This window comes from Hahella sp. CR1, from assembly GCF_029813005.1.
GTDB lineage: Bacteria > Pseudomonadota > Gammaproteobacteria > Pseudomonadales > Oleiphilaceae > Hahella.
Window position 1 is genome coordinate 506,818 of sequence record NZ_JAPELK010000002.1, and the last position, 17,442, is coordinate 524,259.

The 17,442-nt window shown below is 53.7% G+C and carries 15 protein-coding genes and 1 tRNA gene; 10 read left to right on the forward strand and 6 right to left on the reverse strand.

The annotated features are described in order from the left end of the window. The first annotated feature begins 21 nt into the window (after positions 1–21). From ONV78_RS07780 to ONV78_RS07790, 3 genes are all read left to right on the forward strand, one after another. Complete coding sequence (locus tag ONV78_RS07780) at positions 22–657, forward strand: Imm5 family immunity protein (RefSeq protein ID WP_279502360.1); 636 nt, start codon at positions 22–24, stop codon at positions 655–657. Between the two features lie 88 nt (positions 658–745). Beyond that, positions 746–1,627, forward strand: coding sequence for a hypothetical protein (locus tag ONV78_RS07785; protein ID WP_279502361.1), 882 nt, complete (start codon positions 746–748; stop codon positions 1,625–1,627). 270 nt (positions 1,628–1,897) lie between these two features. Next, positions 1,898–2,647 (forward strand): protein-tyrosine phosphatase family protein, encoded by a 750-nt coding sequence (locus ONV78_RS07790; RefSeq protein WP_279502362.1) that lies wholly within the window; start codon positions 1,898–1,900, stop codon positions 2,645–2,647. A 279-nt stretch (positions 2,648–2,926) separates the two neighbouring features. Here the strand turns inward: ONV78_RS07790 and ONV78_RS07795 are convergent. From ONV78_RS07795 to ONV78_RS07805, 3 genes are all read right to left on the reverse strand, one after another. Continuing rightward, positions 2,927–3,017, reverse strand: a tRNA-Ser gene (locus ONV78_RS07795). Positions 3,018–3,141: 124 nt separating this feature from the next. Beyond that, positions 3,142–3,966 carry a protein-glutamate O-methyltransferase CheR gene (locus ONV78_RS07800; protein WP_216737842.1) on the reverse strand — a complete coding sequence of 275 codons (825 nt, stop codon included), beginning with the start codon at positions 3,964–3,966 and terminating at the stop codon, positions 3,142–3,144. Positions 3,967–4,035: 69 nt separating this feature from the next. Continuing rightward, positions 4,036–4,980, reverse strand: coding sequence for a chemotaxis protein CheV (locus tag ONV78_RS07805; RefSeq protein ID WP_011398482.1), 945 nt, complete (start codon positions 4,978–4,980; stop codon positions 4,036–4,038). A gap of 179 nt (positions 4,981–5,159) precedes the next feature. Between ONV78_RS07805 and flgA the strand changes: the two genes are divergently transcribed. The 3 genes from flgA (at position 5,160) to ONV78_RS07820 (ending at position 6,793) form a co-directional block, all read left to right on the forward strand. After that, on the forward strand, positions 5,160–5,870 hold the full coding sequence (flgA, locus tag ONV78_RS07810; RefSeq protein WP_279502365.1) for a flagellar basal body P-ring formation chaperone FlgA: 711 nt from the start codon (positions 5,160–5,162) through the stop codon (positions 5,868–5,870). Between the two features lie 125 nt (positions 5,871–5,995). Continuing rightward, complete coding sequence (gene flgM / locus ONV78_RS07815; protein WP_216737738.1) at positions 5,996–6,310, forward strand: flagellar biosynthesis anti-sigma factor FlgM; 315 nt, start codon at positions 5,996–5,998, stop codon at positions 6,308–6,310. A gap of 18 nt (positions 6,311–6,328) precedes the next feature. Further along, entirely contained in the window at positions 6,329–6,793 is a 465-nt protein-coding gene (locus tag ONV78_RS07820; protein WP_216737739.1) for a flagellar protein FlgN, read from the forward strand. 120 nt (positions 6,794–6,913) lie between these two features. Here the strand turns inward: ONV78_RS07820 and ONV78_RS07825 are convergent, their stop codons facing one another. Then, a complete protein-coding gene (locus tag ONV78_RS07825; RefSeq protein ID WP_279502368.1) occupies positions 6,914–7,672 on the reverse strand; it encodes a type II secretion protein ATPase in 759 nt (252 codons plus the stop codon). Between the two features lie 346 nt (positions 7,673–8,018). Between ONV78_RS07825 and ONV78_RS07830 the strand changes: the two genes are divergently transcribed. Genes ONV78_RS07830 through ONV78_RS07845 form a run of 4 tightly spaced genes read left to right on the forward strand, consistent with a single transcriptional unit; the run spans position 8,019 to position 12,395 of the window. Continuing rightward, a complete protein-coding gene (locus ONV78_RS07830; protein WP_279502370.1) occupies positions 8,019–9,299 on the forward strand; it encodes a GGDEF domain-containing protein in 1,281 nt (426 codons plus the stop codon). After that, positions 9,299–9,889, forward strand: a complete 591-nt coding sequence (locus ONV78_RS07835; protein ID WP_279502372.1) for a peptidylprolyl isomerase — start codon at positions 9,299–9,301, stop codon at positions 9,887–9,889. Before ONV78_RS07830 ends, ONV78_RS07835 begins: the two co-directional genes overlap by 1 nt. Next, positions 9,886–11,766 carry a bifunctional tRNA (5-methylaminomethyl-2-thiouridine)(34)-methyltransferase MnmD/FAD-dependent 5-carboxymethylaminomethyl-2-thiouridine(34) oxidoreductase MnmC gene (mnmC, locus tag ONV78_RS07840; protein ID WP_279502373.1) on the forward strand — a complete coding sequence of 627 codons (1,881 nt, stop codon included), beginning with the start codon at positions 9,886–9,888 and terminating at the stop codon, positions 11,764–11,766. Before ONV78_RS07835 ends, mnmC begins: the two co-directional genes overlap by 4 nt. 53 nt (positions 11,767–11,819) lie before the next feature. Then, on the forward strand, positions 11,820–12,395 hold the full coding sequence (locus ONV78_RS07845; RefSeq protein WP_279502375.1) for a CBS domain-containing protein: 576 nt from the start codon (positions 11,820–11,822) through the stop codon (positions 12,393–12,395). 13 nt (positions 12,396–12,408) lie between these two features. Here the strand turns inward: ONV78_RS07845 and ONV78_RS07850 are convergent, their stop codons facing one another. Together ONV78_RS07850 and ligA are read right to left on the reverse strand one after the other, a co-directional pair. Further along, positions 12,409–15,093, reverse strand: coding sequence for a hypothetical protein (locus tag ONV78_RS07850; protein ID WP_279502377.1), 2,685 nt, complete (start codon positions 15,091–15,093; stop codon positions 12,409–12,411). Positions 15,094–15,339: 246 nt separating this feature from the next. Continuing rightward, positions 15,340–17,391 (reverse strand): NAD-dependent DNA ligase LigA, encoded by a 2,052-nt coding sequence (ligA, locus tag ONV78_RS07855; protein WP_279502379.1) that lies wholly within the window; start codon positions 17,389–17,391, stop codon positions 15,340–15,342. Positions 17,392–17,442 lie beyond the last annotated feature (51 nt).

Sequence of the window (17,442 nt, forward strand, 5' to 3'; positions counted from 1 at the left end):
AAAAAAGCGTTAGAGGTCTTTATGCTGCCACAACAGCTCGTTAGCCACTTGGATCAGGCCAAGCAGTACTTAGACAACTCCATTGATGGCGACCTTCCCCTTCACCAGAGAGCGCCAATACTAAAACTAATGGGAGAAGGACGCCCGGATTTAGAGGCATCCTACCCCAGCTATGCTCCAGGCCATGTTCGACGCTATAGATTAATGAAGGCATGTGCGGAAAAAGTTCTTTTTATTTGGGAAGACATAGTCCCTATTGATAAGACACCTCATTTAACACTTCAAATCGCCGACGAGTTTATTCAAAGAGACTATCCTCCAGACGATGGCGAGATGAAGCCTTTACTGAGTCGTATTATCTCTTGCGTTGAAAGCAATCCTGACATTGGTCTGGTGACCCTTTCTGGCTGGTCTATTATTAATGCTTTCCAAATTTGCCAATTGGACACTGATATCTGGGAAAATGAAAATGCTGACGCAATAGAAGATATTGATGATGAAATTTACGGTTGGAGTGCGGACTTCTCCGCAAGTCTAGCCTACGCAGGGGGCTTCTCAGGAAATCCCGGCGCAAACAACAATAAGCGTCGCGAGTTCTGGGAATGGTATTTAAACCAAGCTGCTGAGGAAGCTTACAAAAGCGTATGCCAAAAGTAGCACAGGTTATCTTCCCTATGCATGTTGGTAATGAGCAAGCCAAGCTTCGATCGCCCCAAGTCAAAAGTAATAAGCAGGAGGTAAGCTAATGACAGCGCACTACAAAACTGCCGAAGCTCTTATTCACCTGGTTAAACGCTCCCCTTTCATGAGCTTTGTATCAAGCGAAGACGTAACTATTGGGTTCCGATTCGATAACAAGGACGCATATGTGCTGGGTTTTGGGGATGAGGATGAGCCAGAGATCAAGCACTATCTCGATTATCGTGATACTGATGCTGTCGATTATTGGGCTTATTTGCAGCTGGATGACTTATTCAGTTCGCTTGAAAGTGGGACCGGGCTGAGCGAACTCAAACTCATTCGCTCAGAAGGGGTAAATGATATTCACCCAAAAGTGGACAGCCTTGTGATGAAATGCCTGGCGGAACTGGGCCCTTACCCTCTCTCTGACAGAGAAGACTTTGTTTATGGGTCTCTTTTTGGCTATGACGATCCACAGGTGATTTGGCAATCAGAGCACTCGCCGCTCAGGGTCCTTCGCTATTGTGACGAGGAAAACGAGCTAGACATCCTGGTCACATCTGGCTTCAGCGATCAAAACTCCGAAAATTGCTTTGAGCTTTTGATGATCACTGACCCTGATTCTGCGCCACTTATCAGGCAGTTTGTTGGCTGGGCGATTAATTTTGAACATCAGTTTGATACCCTTGAGGTCGGAGACTTCCTTCAAACCAATGAGGAGCGAATTCCAGACACCATCTACGGCGGCTTTTTGGTCCTTCCTCCCGTATCCATTAATGAAGAGTTTCCGGTTGGAAATCATATGAGTAAATGGCGCGTGCTTTTGGGCGCCACACCCAGCGAACTTGCTATAGCAAAAACTGAAGGACCACTTCATATAGCACAAAAAATCTTTGAGGCAGGCTACTATGACACAACTCCAGATTGTCGCGAGCCTGTTGCATAACGCAGCAACCGTATAAGCGCATTAATTCAGTAACGCCATGACCAAAAACATCAAGGCCGTTTTGTGTTCATGCATCAGACTTTTCGCCTCCTTTCGTTTGACATAATCAAGCCACGCGCAATTTCAGACACTCTGTTCCATCGGGATTATTGAACGTCATCTGAATCCCGGTAATCAAAAAAATCAGGAAGCTCGCATCCAAATGCGTCTTCGTTGTCGTCTTTGAAAGTAACAAAGATTGATGCACGAAAGCCCATTTAGGAGACGATCATGATTTACGGTTTAAACAATTATCAAAGTATCGGCCACACAGCGCAGTTTGGATTCCGCAATTTTCAATGGGTTCTACCTGGTGTTCTGGTGCGCTCATCTCAGCCAAATTATGCAGGGCATGACCAACCCCATACGCTTAGCTTTGTTCAAGTCGACTTCTTAAAGAAGAAAGGCATTACTTGCATAATCAGCTCTAACGAATACGCGTTAGAGGAGCACTCAAAGACGCTTTTGAAGACTTACGGAATCTCTTACTACCACTTCAAAATCGCAGACTTTAAAGCGGCCACTCCTGCACAACTTCTAAAGGCAGCAGAAATCATTGAAGCAAACAGGAAAAGAGGAGCCACTCTCGTGCATTGCGGCTACGGAGAGGGTCGGACAGGAACCATCGTCGCCGGCTGGGCGATGACCAAACACATGAAGACCCAGACAGGCGCGGACATCAATGCAATGTGTAACTCGTTGAGCTTAAAGGGGAACTTTGGCGTCGAAACGGCAGACCAGGTCGAATCGATTCGAGCAGCGGCAAAGCTACCAAGTAATCCTGCGACAACGCCTCTTACTCTGGGGTTAGGTTCAGGCGCCAGCTTTGGCGCACCAATGGGGTCTGCCCCAAGCTTCACGGGTCCAAATGGGTCAGGCGTTGGATTTTTCGGCCCCTCAGGATTAGGCATGCCAGACGATGCGAGCATGCCAGGGTTCTTTTACGCCAACTTTAGTTCGGGCAATAGTGGTGGGTTTTAGCCATACACCCTCACCGCACTCAGAGAGATAAGGGGGGCACTATGCCCTCTTGCTCAACAACTGAATCTGAATGGCGCTGATGCTCACTTGCTCCAGCCAGAAACAGCTAAGAGAACTCTCAGATTCGCCCAAAAATAGCCCAGAAAAAAATCAGATTTTTTCTTAGTAATCAGAAGGTTATATGGGACATAGAAGATCTAGAAACTTGCTGTATTAGCCCAGAATTAGCCCAAGCCGCATACGTTAATTTCTAAGTGATTGAATTAGAAGGGAATTCAATGGCGGTGAGGGAGGGATTCGAACCCTCGATACGGGGTGACCGTATACACGCTTTCCAGGCGTGCTCCTTCAACCGCTCGGACACCTCACCAGAGAACCAAAACAGGATTATTGCAACCCGTGTTTTGAGGTGCGCTAATGTATACGAATGCCCCTCGAAAGGCAACCTCTAATATTCCCTATCGCGCAAATATTTCACTGCGGCTTGCGGTGGGCTACTTCGCTCTATAAATGATGCCCGGGCTGCAGTGCACCATCTCGAACTTATCCGGGAGATTCCCCAGGGACTCCGAGGCGCCGAGTATCAGATAGCCGCCCGGCTTCAGAGCGGAGTGCATGCGGGACAGAATGTCCTTCTTCAGCTCCGCCGAGAAATAGATCAGCACGTTGCGACAGAAAATCACGTCGAACTTTCCTAATAATGAATAGGAGTCCAGCAGGTTCAATGATCGAAACTCCACGCAACGAGCAACCTCCGGCTTGATTTTCCAGGAACCGTTGGGGGTCTTGGTGAAGTAATTCGTCATGCGCTCCTTGGACAACCCTCGCCCAATGGCCAGCATTTCGTATTCGCCCTTGCGCGCGGCGCTGAGCACACTGGCGGACAGGTCTGTCGCCACAATGCTGAGGGAAGCGCGCATGCCGCCCAGGTTTTTACGACGGTATTCATCCGTCACCATGGAAATGGAATACGGCTCCTGCCCTGTTGAGCAAGCCGCCGACCAAACGCGAATCTGTGTGACGCCTTTGTTGGCGTTCAGCTCTGGGAGTATTTTTTCTTCCAGAATCCGGAATGGATGAACATCCCTGAACCAAAGGGTTTCGTTGGTGGTCATCGCATCGACCACCGCCTCCCGCAAAGGTGAGCGCATGGATCGACTCATTTTGTCGACCAGCTCGCCCACGGTCTCAATCTTTTCATCCGCCATAATTCGCCGCAGGCGGCTTTGCACTAAGTATTGCTTGTTATCGCCTAGTACAATGCCACATGCTTTTTGGAGGAAATCCCGAAACTTATCGTAGTCTGCGTTATTAACCAGAAAATATCCTGCCCTGACCGGTTATGCGCCAAGCGCGTCGACAGCTGAAGGTAATTACGCCAGCCGGTGTTATTGTCTTCTTTCTTCTATCGTTTTCAGCACAGATGTCACTCGCTGCGCCAGCTCATCGGGGTTGAACTTGGCCATGAAATCATCTGCGCCGACTTTCGCCACCATCGCCTTGTTGAAAACGCCGCTTAAAGACGTGTGCAGCATGATGTACAAATCCTTCAATGAAGGATCATTTTTGCAGTTGGTCGTCAGCGTATAGCCATCCATTTCAGGCATCTCTACGTCTGAAATCATCAGACTGAGATGATCGTCAATGCGACTGCCGTCGGCGACCAGCGAACGAAGATAATCCAAGGCCTGGCGACCGTCATTTTTGGTGACTACCTCAACGCCCACCGCATCCATACAATGTACGATCTGGCGGCGCGCCACAGTGGAGTCGTCCACCACCAGCACTTTATGCTCAATCGCCTTGGCGGCCAGTTCCTTATCGATGAATTCATCCGCGACGGTATCCCGAGTTGGAGAGACCTCGGCGAGAATCTTCTCCACATCAATGACTTCAATCAGCTTGTTTTCCAAGCGGGTCACCGCCGTCAAATAATTGTCTTTGCCTGCGCCTTTTGGCGGCGGATGCATATCTTCCCAATTCATATTGACGATACGCTCCACCCCGGACACCAGAAAGCCCTGGGTCTTACGGTTGTATTCCGTGATGATGACAAAGCAGTTGTTGACGTCTTTTTCAGGAACGGGCATCTGCCCGGTGGCCATTCCCATGTCAAGTATAGGGATGGTTTCACCGCGTATATGAGCCACTCCCCTGACCACCGGATGTCGTTTAGGCATCATTGTCAGCTTCGGGCATTGCAGAACTTCCTTAACCTTAAAAACGTTAATTCCGTATATCTGCTCACCCTGCAGCCGAAACAGGAGCAACTCCAGGCGGTTCTGTCCGACTAACTGAGTACGTTGGTTTACGCTGTCTAATACCCCGGCCATAAAGGGCGCTCCGCTGTTTGTTGTAGATTACCGAACTATCGGATCGGGGCGCTGACGAGGTGGCGCCCCGCATGAGCTCGCCAGCCCGGCACAGACTTTGCGTGCCTTGTCGCACACCGTCATTTTATTGGCGACGCGCAAGCGGCTACCCGGTAGCTAAGTAAAGCATAGGACAAAAAATGAAAATACGCATAACCGGCTTGATGTATATCGGCATTCTCGTTTTTTCAGCCCCGGCCTTATGCAATTCCATTCCGGTCTGGCGGCAACAAACTTCCGTTGCTGTGGAAGAATTTATGATGCGATTCGCTGCAGCTGCGGCTGAACAGCTTCAGGAACGGGTTGTTTATGAAGTCTCCGAACCTGACTCCCGCCTTAACTTCTCCCCTTGTGAACAGACGCCAGCTGTCAAGGAAGCCAGCTCCAACGGCGGAAGACTGACGCTAAAGGTAAGCTGCGACACCCCAAGCCCCTGGCAGATCTACGTGCCCGTACAAATGGAGCGGTACAGACAAATCGTGACCATCAAATCCGGCGTGCCGCGGGATTACGCGCTGGCGCCAGAGGATCTGGAAACCAAAGAGTTGAATATCATCGACTTACGCTATGGTTTCTACACAAATACCGAAGACGTGGTCGGCATGATCACGCGACGCCCTGTCACAGCAGGCTCCGCGCCCTATCCAAATATGCTGGAAGCGCCTAAACTTATTAATAAGGGCGACATGGTGGTGATAGAAGCGGCCACTTCCCACTTCAGCGTGAAAATGCCGGGGGTCGCCATGGCGGATGGCAGACGCGGCCAACAGATCATGGTGAAGAACAGCTCCAGCAACCGCATGGTGCGGGCGGAAGTCATAGGATCAGGCCACGTCAGAACGCCCCTGTGAACGTACAGGTCGCGCTGTTTCGGGTAGAATGGCGACATTCATAAAATAATTCTGAAAATCTCGCTAAAGTTTCCCTGCATTGAGCCGATAAGTTAGGTAATTAAAGTTTTTAAGAGAGTAAGGCCATGAATATCAAGGGTGTCGGTTCACCTCCAGTGAACGATATCAAGTCCCGGGAAAACCTGCAGAAGACTGAGAAAGTCGATGTAGACGCCGGGAAAAATGCGGCGGCTCCCGAAAAAAGCGGAGATTCGGGGGATAAAGTCGTCCTCAGTTCGCAGGCTCAGAACATCAGGAAAGTCGAACAGCAACTGGCGAAACTGCCCGACGTGGATAGTGAACGGGTGGAAAAGATCAAAAAAGCGCTGGCCGACGGGTCCTATCAGATCAATTCACGCAGTGTGGCAGAGAAATTGCTTAATTTTGAGCAAGACTTCTGATAACACTGTGAGGGCATCATGTCCGCCGATCTGAAAGTATTTATTGATCTGCTTAAACAGGATCTACAAACTCTCTCCCAACTTGAAGATGTGCTGCAGCAGGAACGCGACTCTCTGGAGCAAAGCGATATTGAAACGCTGCAGCGCATCATCGAATGCAAGCTCCCTCTCCTGCAACAAATCGAAAGCCACGCGCGCACTCGTACGCAGTGGGTCAGCAAAACCGGTCTGCCCATCGATCGCTTTCTCTCTCTGCTGAAGGAAAAAGCGCCTCCCGTGATGAAGCTTTACCGCCAGTGCGAAAGCAGCCTCGCCAACATACACAAGCTGAATGAAGTCAACGGACGCATTATCGCCCGCTCACAGCAGCGCACGACCAAGATGATGCAGATCATCCGCGGCCAGTCCCAGCAAATGCAGCTGTACGGCAAAAACGGCGTGGAGAAAAGCGTTGGCGACGCCCAGGCCATCGCGCAGGCTTAGATTCCTGGACATAAAAAAGGCCGCAAACTGCGCGGCCTGAAACAACATCGTCTAAGGAAAAGATCCGCAACCGGCGGAGCGCTCTAACTACCTCGCCCGCCGTGCGGAGGAACCGTCTACTCAGTAGGGTTTCACCACGATATACGAGTTATCGCTGAACTCGATCCCTTCCAAATGAATACTGCCCATGGTGGGACCATCCGCCGATACCCCCATCGGCCGAATATTGTTGAAACTGACCCGCTCGATATGATTCGGAAGCGTCACGTTCATGCCGCCGTCTTCATTAAACAAAGGTTTGATGCGGGAGGGATCGATTTGCACGCCGACCACTTCAACTTCGGCGTCCAGGACATTAGTGATTGGAAGCAATAGTTTTCCGAGAGACCCGAGCACCTGAACCCCGTCCAGCCCAGGCAATTCATCAGGATTATCAGAATTCTGACCTTCCAGCTGGGCCTTCGCGGCCATGTTGTAAAATTGCTGGAACTCTTCAGTGAAACCCTGCGCGCCGACATTGCTCATTTCACTGTCATCCAGCGCCTGCAGCCCCGACGCATTTTGATACAGGGTTTCAGAGGCTACCGGTAAAGATTCATTTTCAGACTGGGAGGCGGCGAACGCCACCATGGGCTGGAACGGCGCCACGGCCATAGCGACGAACGCCGCGGCGTAGCGATACCGGCTTTGGTGCCGGAGGGTACGTTGCAGCTCCTTGTCAGTTATCCAGCCAAAATCTACTAACAATTCACCAAGGCGTTGACCATTAACGGTCTGCGCCGTTAATGCTTCATTAAGCTGACCTTCGGTAATGTATCCCCGGTTCACCAGGAGGCGACCTAGGCGGGATCTTTCAATAGCTTGCTGCTGAGTCGCCATGACTATAACTCCTTTTTTATTGAGTAGTAGCTCTTTAATAATGGAAGATGTTTAAAACTTGTACACCCGAGATAGGTTAATTTTTGTATGGGTTTTGCTATCGCCTACAACCAAGTATTAATGACTTACTACCGAGTATTAGCGGCCAACGCCGCAGCCTCTCTCGCTATGACGCCTAGATGCCTGAAACTTTTAAGGAATTTCTAATAATTTGTCGCTTATAACGCTGGCGGTAAAAGCATGGTTGGTTACACTTTTATAGAAGAGCCGGTTTTCAATACCTGAGACGCTTGCAGCAACCACACCCCAGGGGGCGGATTTGTCATTACCGAACAGTCACCAGGATATGTCCGCAGATACCGCGACCTACGTTCGCAGACTGCTGGACAACGGCATGCACGGACTGCAATTCGAAGGCGAATTGGAAAGCGAGTTTGAGCGTTATCACTTGAACCGTTATCTGCATCTGAACCGGGTATACCCACTACTGGGCGCGCTGGTGCTGGTGTTCTTCACATTCGCCGATCATTTAGTGATTCCCGCTCTATTTGAACAAACCCTGCAAATCAGAGTGGCGGACGCTCTCGGCATCATTCTGGTGACGCTGGCCAGCCGACTCGCCTGGGTGCGCAATCGTTATCAGATGACCCTGTGCCTGGGGGCGTTGTGCATTCACCTAAGCCTGATCGCCATAGCCATGAAGGCCGCCGCCATTGATCAGTTTCATTACCAGACCGGCTCGATCATCTCCGTCATATTCGTCTGCACGGTGCTGCGCCTGCAGTTCCACTACATTTTTCCCTTTGCCCTATTGATGTGGCTGTCCCAGGTGCTGGCGATGCACTTTCTCATGCATCTGCACGCCTCGCAGTTCACTGAGCTGCTGTTCCTGCACACCTTTGTCACGCTGATTTCAGTATTGGTGTGCTATCGGGTGGAATACGAAACCCGTAAAAACTTCCTGCAACAGTTGCTCCTGCTGTATGAGCAAGAAGAGCTGCGCGCCGCCCATGCAGAACTGGAGCGGCTTTCCTTGATGGACAGCCTGACCCAGGTCGCAAATCGCCGCCACTTCAACAAAAGTCTGGAGACGGAATGGAATCGATGTCTGCGCGACGACAAACCTCTGGCGCTGTTGATGGTGGATGTGGACTTCTTCAAAGCCTATAACGACGCCTACGGACATCAGCGCGGCGACGACTGCCTCATTAATGTCGCCGACTGCCTGACGCAAACGTCTCGTCGCGCCGCCGACTTGGTCGCCCGCTACGGCGGCGAAGAGTTCGCCGTCATTTTGCCCCATGCGGATCAGGCGTCAGCGCAGCGTCTGGCGGAACAGATTGTGCGCCAGATCTACGAACTCAACATAGAGAATGAAGGCTCACCGGAGCTGAAACGCCTGACCGTCAGCGTAGGTTTCAGCGCGCTCGCCCCATCCCAAGGCGACGCCCCCAACACATTGATTTCTCAAGCCGACAGCGCGCTTTACATGGCAAAACGAAAAGGTAAGAATCGTGCCCACGGTTTTCCCGCCAACGAGACCTCTGAGACAGCGGAACCCGCCAGCTCAGAGGACGAAGGCGAACCGAACATCCACGACGAATCCGAAAGCAATGGAGAAATCTAGTGAGACACAGCGTAAATGCGGGCAAAAGAGGATTACTTGGCCTGGCTTTCTGGGCAATCAGTTTGACGGCGATGGCCGCCGACCTGCCGACAGCCACCATCAGCACTTCCGAGGGCGACATCAAGATCAAGTTGTTCAGCGACAAGGCGCCGGTCACCGTTGAGAACTTCGTCGGCTATATCAAAGACGGCTACTACGACGGCTTGATCTTTCACCGCACGATTCCCCAATTCATGATTCAGGGCGGCGGCTTCAAGCCCAACATGGAGAAAAAAGACACTAAAGCGCCGATCAAGAATGAATCCGATAACGGCCTCGCGAACGATCGCGGCACCCTGGCCATGGCCAGAACCAATGATCCTAACTCCGCTACGTCGCAATTCTTCATCAATGTTATCGATAACGCCTATTTGAACGGCGCCAAAGGCAGACCCGGCTATGCGGTATTCGCCGAAGTTGTGTCCGGCATGGATGTAGTGGACAAGATCGCCAACGCGCCGACGCAGAACACAGGCCCTTATCAGAACGTGCCAGTCAAAACCGTCACTATCAACTCCATCAAACTGGATGAGGTTGCAAGCCAGCAGTGAAAGGTCCGCAACTTGATTACGCAGACCTCTCCTGGTCCGACAACGGCGCGCCGATCTCCAACGCTTACGGCGACATTTACTTCTCCAAGGAAAGCGGCCCGGAGGAAACAGATTATGTCTTCCTCACGGGCAATCGCCTGAGAGAGCGTTTCAGCAAGGCGCCGCCGGGCTCCCTATTCACCATTGCGGAAACCGGCTTCGGCAGCGGCCTCAACTTCCTGATGGCCTGGGCGCTCTGGCGAGAATGCAGCCCTGCGGACGGCCACCTGCACTTCACTTCCGTGGAATTTTGTCCGCTGACGCTGGAAGATCTGGCTCGATGTCATCAGGCCTGGCCGCAACTGGCGGAGTTCGCCCGGCAGTTACAAGCGCAATACCCCGCCCCTATGCGGGGCGTGCACCGTTGTCGCTTCATCGATCAGGGCGTCACATTGACGTTATACCTGGGCGATGTCGTGGACTGGCTGTCCGATTGCAGCTTTAAAGCCGACGCCTGGTTTCTGGACGGTTTCTCGCCAAAGCAGAATCCCGAAATGTGGAGCGAGTCGTTGTTTCCGCTGATCGCCAGCCACGCTGCGCAGGGTTGCACCGTCGCCACGTTCTCCGCCGCAGGCTTCATCCGTCGCGGCTTAAAAGAGCACGGTTTCAATGTCAGCAAAGCGCCGGGGTTCGGCTATAAAAGAGACATGACCGTCGGCGTATTCCAGACGGAAGAGCCAAGCCAGCCCTCCGCCCTTCCCCGCAAGGAAGCCGTGGTGGTTGGATCTGGCCTGTCTGGCGCTAATGTCGCCTATGCTCTCGCTACGCGTGGCTGGAAAGTAACCGTACTGGAAGCAGCGGATCAAATCGCCCCGGACGCATCAGGCAACCCACAGGGTGCGTTGTACATAAAGCCCGGCGTGGAATGGAGCATCAACACACGCATTCACGCCAACGCCTTTTTGTACGCCAAACGCTTTTACTCGCAGATCGCCAACCTGCCTGCGCCCATATGGAATCCCTGCGGCGTGCTGCAACTTGCGCATAATGACAAGGAAGCCGTCAGACAGCAGAAGTTCTTCCAACACAATCACTACCCAGAAGAGGTTATCCATCCTCTCACCCAGCAGGAAGCGTCGGAACTTGCCGGCGTCAGCCTGCCAGCCAGCGCCATGCATTTGCCCGGCGGCGGCTGGTTGATTCCGCCGCAGCTATGCGCTCGCCTGTTGCAACACCCTAACATTGAGGTGAGATTGAATTCGCCGGTCAGCAAATTAGAGCGCACCAGCGAAGGCGACTGGCGCGTCCATATCGATTCCGGTGAATCCGCACAGAAACTGGAATGCGCTACCGTGATATTGGCCACCGCCAACAATCAGGCCATGCTACCGACTGCAGCGAGCGCCCTCCCCCTCAAACCCATTCGCGGACAAGTCACCACGTTACAGATGGAGCCTGCCGCATTACCGCAGCTGAATACGGTCTTATGCGGTGAGGGCTATCTGATGCCGCCTATTGAAAACCGACTGGTTACAGGCGCTACGTTTAAGCCCAACTGCGCCGACGCGCTGGTGACTGAGGCGGATAACGACGCTAATCTTGAGCAGCTGTTCCAGCTTACTCCCGCCTTGCGCGACGAGCTAACTGAACGCCCACCCAGCCTGCAAGGACGCGCCTCTGTCAGAAGTGCGCTGCCGGATTACCTGCCCGCCATCGGCCCACTTATCCCAGAGCAGGGAGGGAAAGGTTTTATGATCGTGACTGCAATGGGCTCCAAAGGTCTGGCGTTGGCGCCGCTTGCCGGCGAACTGATAGCGGACAGGCTGGAGGGAACGCCAGCATCCATCGAGGACAGTCTTATCCAGCGCGTTTTGCCAACCCGCTTCAGCCAGGAGTAGACTGATTGCATTGGGGCGCCAAGCGCGGCGCCCTGTCGCAAGGAGCTTCGTTCATGCCGATCTACCTGGTCGACGCTGGTCACCGCATCATCACGCCGTTGAGCGTGGACCCTCGGGTCAAATCCGTGGAAGAGCTTAAATCCATCTCCGCCATTCACCCCATTGGTCCTCAAGATCAGGGTGCGCGAGAAAACTTTCCCTACTCCGGCAGCGAACAAGAGGGCGCAGCAGAAGGCGATATTTCCCGCCTTAGCGCCCAGGACGTCATGTCATCGCCCGTGCTTTACGGCAAACAGGAATGGACTCTGGATGAGGGATTGCGCTTTTTACACGAGCACAAAGTAAGACATCTACCGGTGCGGGACGATCAGGAAGTGGTGGGCTTTCTTGTAGAGCGCGAGCTATTGCAGGCGAAACTGGAGCAGCCAGAAGCGACGCTGGCCGCTCTATGCGCGCCTTACCTGATGGTCGGCGACGACGCCGATCTACGCCGGATCTCTCTGGTCCTGGTGGAGAGAGATCTGGACGGCGCGTTGGTGCGCAATGTTCAGGGCGATGTGATTGGCGTACTGACCGCCACCGACATCCTGAAAGCCATCGCCCATTTCGAGGTGGAAGCCTGGGCTTAACCCAGGCCGACCATCAGCAGTCTCCGTTAGGGTCCGCCCGGCAGGCGGCGTTCAAGTCCACGCCATCGACAATGGAGAGCGGCTTCAGGGTTACCGTCACGCCGCTGTCAGTCTGGGCTTCTTCCACCGAGATCAACTTAGCGCTGCCGAAGGTAGCCAGATTAGAAAGCTTTTCGTTAGCCGCCGCGCCGCGCTGGAAACGCCAAATATTCTTCAGCTTGTTCACCTGCTCGCCTTCGCCCGGCTCTTCCCCGTCATCCAACACTTCTTCTTTCACAATGTCATAACGGGCCAGCCAGCCGTCATCGCCGCCCTGAGCTGCGCCAGCGTCAAAAATATCCCCCGCCGTCACGCCGGACACATACACTTCATTGCCCAGGGACTTAACATCCAGCACAGAGTCCGCCGCCGCGCCGCCGATTTGCGCATAGGCCGTAATCTCACTGGCGTTTTGATGGTAGGCGAGGTAGCCGTCCTGGCCGCCGCGATTGCTCTCTCCACTAACCAGCACGCCATGGGTGTAGCCAGCGGAGACGAAACCTTTACTCACCGTACTGACATCAAGCGCCGCATCGTTAAAGCTGGAGCCGATCTGCGCCACACGGCGAGGATCGCCATCGTCGTTATAGGACACAACAACGGCGTCATAGCCGCCAAGACTGGAGCCGTTATCCTCCACCGCGCCATCGCTGAAACCGACGACATTATGATTGGAGGAAGACTCTGGGGACGCTCCCAGCAACACATCGTCACCAGAAGAGCCAAAGGTTTTGGCGAACATGAGAGCGCCGTTTTTATCAAACTTAATCAACATGGCGTCGCGACGCCCGGAGTTTTCCCCTTCGCCAACCAAGCCTGACGTTGCGCCGACTACCAGCACTTCCTGACTGAGGTCGACAGACAGAGCGCCGGGCTCGTCATCCCAAACGCTGCCAATCTGCTTGGCCCACTGTAGTTCGAAAGCGCCGACATTATTGATGCGCTGATACTTCTGCACCACCACATCCTTACCGCCCAGGTCGCTTTCCTGCAGCGGCTCCACGGGAGGCGCGAACAAACCGCCCACTTCCAGTAGCGCGTATATATCCTGGGTGATCTCATCCTCGTTGGCCGGATTGATCTTCTCATACAACCAGATGTCTTTGATGTGCACGGCGTAGGTCGCCGCTTCCAGCTTAATGCTCTGATGCAAGACGCCAAAGCGGTCATAGATCATGATGTCCGAGTTAACAGGTTTGCCGCTCTCTTCACCATTCACTCGTGCGAGAAACAGTTCCGACTGCGACCCCGAAATCGCCTCGGAGACGCTCGCGCCGCTATTGAGCGGCAACTCCACCGCATTCAACCATTGGTTTATGTAGACAGCCAGAGGCTCTTCGCCAGGATTCACCGTGCCGCTGCGTCGCCAATTAAAGGTCACTTTCTCATCCCGCAACGTAGCGTCGCCATTCGCCGTCGCCTGCAGCTTGACGGTTTTACTAGTTTCGCCCGCCTCAAAAGGCACGCTGACGCCGTCCGTAATCAGGCTGCCTGCCCCACCGTCCCCGGTATAAAGACGCAAATCCGCATCTGCGCCTTCAAAGTCGCCGTCGCTGTTATCCGCATCCACGACAAACTCTGCATAAACCGTCTGTTCCGGCTCCTTATCCAGCGTCACTTCCACATTCAGATAATTGCCTTCCGACACCGACGCCTTGGACACCTTAAAGCTGGCGACAGGCTCATTGTCCGTGATGGAGATAGTGGTATTGACCGGATCAGCGAACTCAAGCAGCCCACCTTCGTAGTGAGTGATCGACACCGCAATGTTCTCAGTTTTTTCCGCATCGCGATCGTCATTAATAAATACCGGAATATGACAGTAACGCACACCCGGATCATAGGTCAGAAAGCCGTCCGCAACAGGGACAACCAGCCCGTCTTTTCTCGCTGTCTCAACAAGAAAGTCGCTTCCCGGCGTCGCGCCGTCGCCGGAACCGCTGGTCAAAGAGTAGCGCAGTATGACGCGCTGAACCGAGGGTTGCTCCAGAAATACCGGCAGGTAGTGGAGCTTGGGACGCACCGCCAGCGAATCATCCTGCTGACGCTGTTCAAAGAAAGCGATGTCTTCCTCAGAGAACAGCGGCGTCCCTTCCGCGTCGGTGAAGCACAGCGGAATGACTTCCTTTTCCTCGCCCTCGTCTTCCCGACCGTTATTGTTAGCGTCGATCAACTTCGAGGGACGCTCGCCAACGTCGTTTTCCGCGACCGTCAGCGCTTCCGATTCATAGGTATTGGTGTCGACGAAAATAGAAAAGCGGGTCTCTCCTACACTGGAGCCGTCAGACACCGTCAGCGAAACTTCCTGCGCCTCGCCAGGCGTCAGCGCGTCTTCCGCCGTTCCGCCTCCATTAACGCCGGGAATCCCCCGCATAATAATGCCTTTGCGGAAGGTATTGTCGACGTACTCCAACGCCAGCCAGCGCGGCTGGTTGGTCATGGAAAAGTCCACCAGCCCATCGCCGCCGTCCACACCAAACTCATAGGTGTATTCAACGCCCAGATAAGCGGTTCCCGGTGGTTTTCCCAATATGCGAATGGCTTCGGGCGGCGCGGTATCGCTGCCGCAGGAGGCGAGTAGTAGAGAAGTGATAACCAGCGCAGGCGTTTTCAGCGCCAACTTAACTCCGCTGCGCTGGGCCAGACCCAGGTGACCCATAGATGTGCATTCCACGCTTTATTATTCAAGTTTTACAAAATCTTATAAAACTTTGTTTTTTGTAACCACAGCAGGGGGTCAGAAACCCAACCGGGATCACACTGCCGCCTTTTTATTTGCATCCTATTATTTGTATCAGGCAGATAATTCTATTTCTTTGAAAGCGACTAGCCCTGTGCTTATCAGCCCCTGGAATGCAAAACGGCCGCAGATGCGGCCGTTGCAGAAAATCAAAGGTCAACGGAATCAGGCGTCGCCGCCCAAATGCGCTTGATGCTCTTCCAATAGCTGCTTGAATGCGTCTTCATCCAGCACCTTCACGCCAAGATCCTGCGCCTTGGTGAGTTTGGAGCCCGCCTTCTCTCCCGCCACCACAAAACCGGTTTTGGCGGACACGCTACCAGACACCTTGGCGCCGAGACGGGTTAATAAATCCTTCGCTTCGTCACGGCTATAATCCGCAAGCGTGCCGGTAACCACAGCGGTTTGACCGGACAGCGGCAGCGTCTCAGTGCTGCGCACGACCACTTCAGGCCAGCTCACGCCCTGATTCAACAGCGCATCGATCGTTTCCAGGTTATGCTCCTGTTGAAAGAAGGAACGAATATGGCCGGCGCTGATAGGACCAATATCCGGCGCCTCCACCAAATCCTCCTCCGTGGCCTGCTTCAGCAGATCCAGGGTTGGGAAATGTTGCGCCAACACCTTGGCCGTGGCTTCTCCCACTTCCCGGATGCCCAAAGAATAAATGAAGCGGGCGAATGTCGTCTGTTTGGAAACTTCAATTGCATTAATCAGGTTTTGCGCCGACTTGTCCCCCATGCGCTCCAACCCGGCTACATCCGGCGCTTTCAGCGAATACAGGCTGGCGGGTGAGTCGATAAGCTCTTTCTCCACCAACAACTCAACCAGTCGGTCGCCCAAGCCGTCGATATCCATGGCTTTGCGGGATGCAAAGTGCTTGATCGCCTCCTTCCGCTGCGCAGAGCAATAGAGCCCGCCGGAGCAACGGGCGACCGCTTCGCCTTCCAGTTGCAGCACGTCGGAACCGCAAACCGGGCAATGCTCGGGACGATCCACTGGAACGGCGTTTTCCGGGCGACGATCCTGCACCACACTGACCACCTGGGGAATGACATCCCCCGCGCGGCGAATGATGACCGTATCGCCCACATGCACGTCCAAGCGGCGAATTTCATCCATGTTATGCAAGGTAGCGTTGCTGACCGTGACGCCGCCGACAAATACCGGTTTCAAACGCGCCACTGGCGTCACGGCGCCGGTTCTGCCAACCTGGAAGTCCACCGCCAGCAGCTCGGTCATTTCCTCGTGGGCGGGGAATTTATGCGCGATAGCCCAACGCGGCGCCCGCGAAACAAACCCCAACTCCTGCTGCAGATCAATACGGTTAACCTTGAACACCACGCCATCGATTTCGTATGGCAATTGGTTACGAACGTTCATGATATGACGGTAGTAATCCAGGCACTCCTGCGCCCCTGACGCCAACTTCATCTGGCTGTTTATCTTCAGGCCCCACTGCTGCAGTTGAGTGAGGATATCGTGCTGCGTACCCGGCAATTCACCTTCGAAATAGCCTACGCTGTAACAACACATTTCCAGCGCCCGCTTGGCGGTGATGCGCGGATCAAGCTGGCGCAGACTTCCCGCCGCCGCGTTACGCGGGTTAACGAACGTTTTCTCGCCCTTCGCCGCCGCGTCTTTGTTGATGGCGTCGAAAGCGGCCTTGGGCAGATAAATTTCACCGCGCACTTCTAATTCTGCGGGATACCCTTCCCCACGCAATTTAAGCGGAATATTTTTTACCGTCTTAACATTGGCGGTAATGTCTTCACCTGCAGAACCATCGCCGCGAGTCACGCCACGCACCAGGTATCCGTCGCGATACAGCAGGCTGATAGCGATGCCGTCCAGTTTCGGTTCACAACAGTAGTCAATGCGCACGTCTTCCGCTTCCTTGAGGCGCTCACGCACGCGACGATCGAAGTCCAGCAGATCCTGCTCTTCAAACGCATTGTCCAAAGACAGCATGGGCAGACGGTGAGATACGGTCTCGAAGCCATCCGCGGGCGCAGCGCCCACGCGCTGAGTCGGCGAGTCCGGCGTAATCGTCTGCGGAAATTCCGCCTCGATTTCGCGCAGCCGACGCATAAGACGGTCGTACTCCGCATCGGGAATCGAGGGGTCATCCAGTGTGTAATAACGGTAGTTATGATCGTTGATGGTTTCGCGAAGCGTATTCAGCTCTTCCTGAATGGCGGCAGGGACTTCCGACATGAGTTCATTCTTCCGAGGCAGATTATTGAATAATTATCAGACGACTCCGCC

What these genes read in the sequence shown, in the direction of transcription:
- ONV78_RS07825 (WP_279502368.1), bottom strand. Translation starts at nt 7,672, where the DNA reads ATGGCGACTCAGCAGCAAGCTATTGAAAGATCCCGCCTAGGTCGCCTC.
- ONV78_RS07845 (WP_279502375.1), top strand. Translation starts at nt 11,820, where the DNA reads ATGCCGATCTACCTGGTCGACGCTGGTCACCGCATCATCACGCCGTTG.
- ONV78_RS07785 (WP_279502361.1), top strand. Translation starts at nt 746, where the DNA reads ATGACAGCGCACTACAAAACTGCCGAAGCTCTTATTCACCTGGTTAAA.
- ligA (WP_279502379.1), bottom strand. Translation starts at nt 17,391, where the DNA reads ATGTCGGAAGTCCCTGCCGCCATTCAGGAAGAGCTGAATACGCTTCGC.
- ONV78_RS07790 (WP_279502362.1), top strand. Translation starts at nt 1,898, where the DNA reads ATGATTTACGGTTTAAACAATTATCAAAGTATCGGCCACACAGCGCAG.
- ONV78_RS07805 (WP_011398482.1), bottom strand. Translation starts at nt 4,980, where the DNA reads ATGGCCGGGGTATTAGACAGCGTAAACCAACGTACTCAGTTAGTCGGA.
- ONV78_RS07850 (WP_279502377.1), bottom strand. Translation starts at nt 15,093, where the DNA reads ATGGGTCACCTGGGTCTGGCCCAGCGCAGCGGAGTTAAGTTGGCGCTG.
- flgM (WP_216737738.1), top strand. Translation starts at nt 5,996, where the DNA reads ATGAATATCAAGGGTGTCGGTTCACCTCCAGTGAACGATATCAAGTCC.
- ONV78_RS07780 (WP_279502360.1), top strand. Translation starts at nt 22, where the DNA reads ATGCTGCCACAACAGCTCGTTAGCCACTTGGATCAGGCCAAGCAGTAC.
- flgA (WP_279502365.1), top strand. Translation starts at nt 5,160, where the DNA reads ATGAAAATACGCATAACCGGCTTGATGTATATCGGCATTCTCGTTTTT.
- ONV78_RS07820 (WP_216737739.1), top strand. Translation starts at nt 6,329, where the DNA reads ATGTCCGCCGATCTGAAAGTATTTATTGATCTGCTTAAACAGGATCTA.
- ONV78_RS07830 (WP_279502370.1), top strand. Translation starts at nt 8,019, where the DNA reads ATGTCCGCAGATACCGCGACCTACGTTCGCAGACTGCTGGACAACGGC.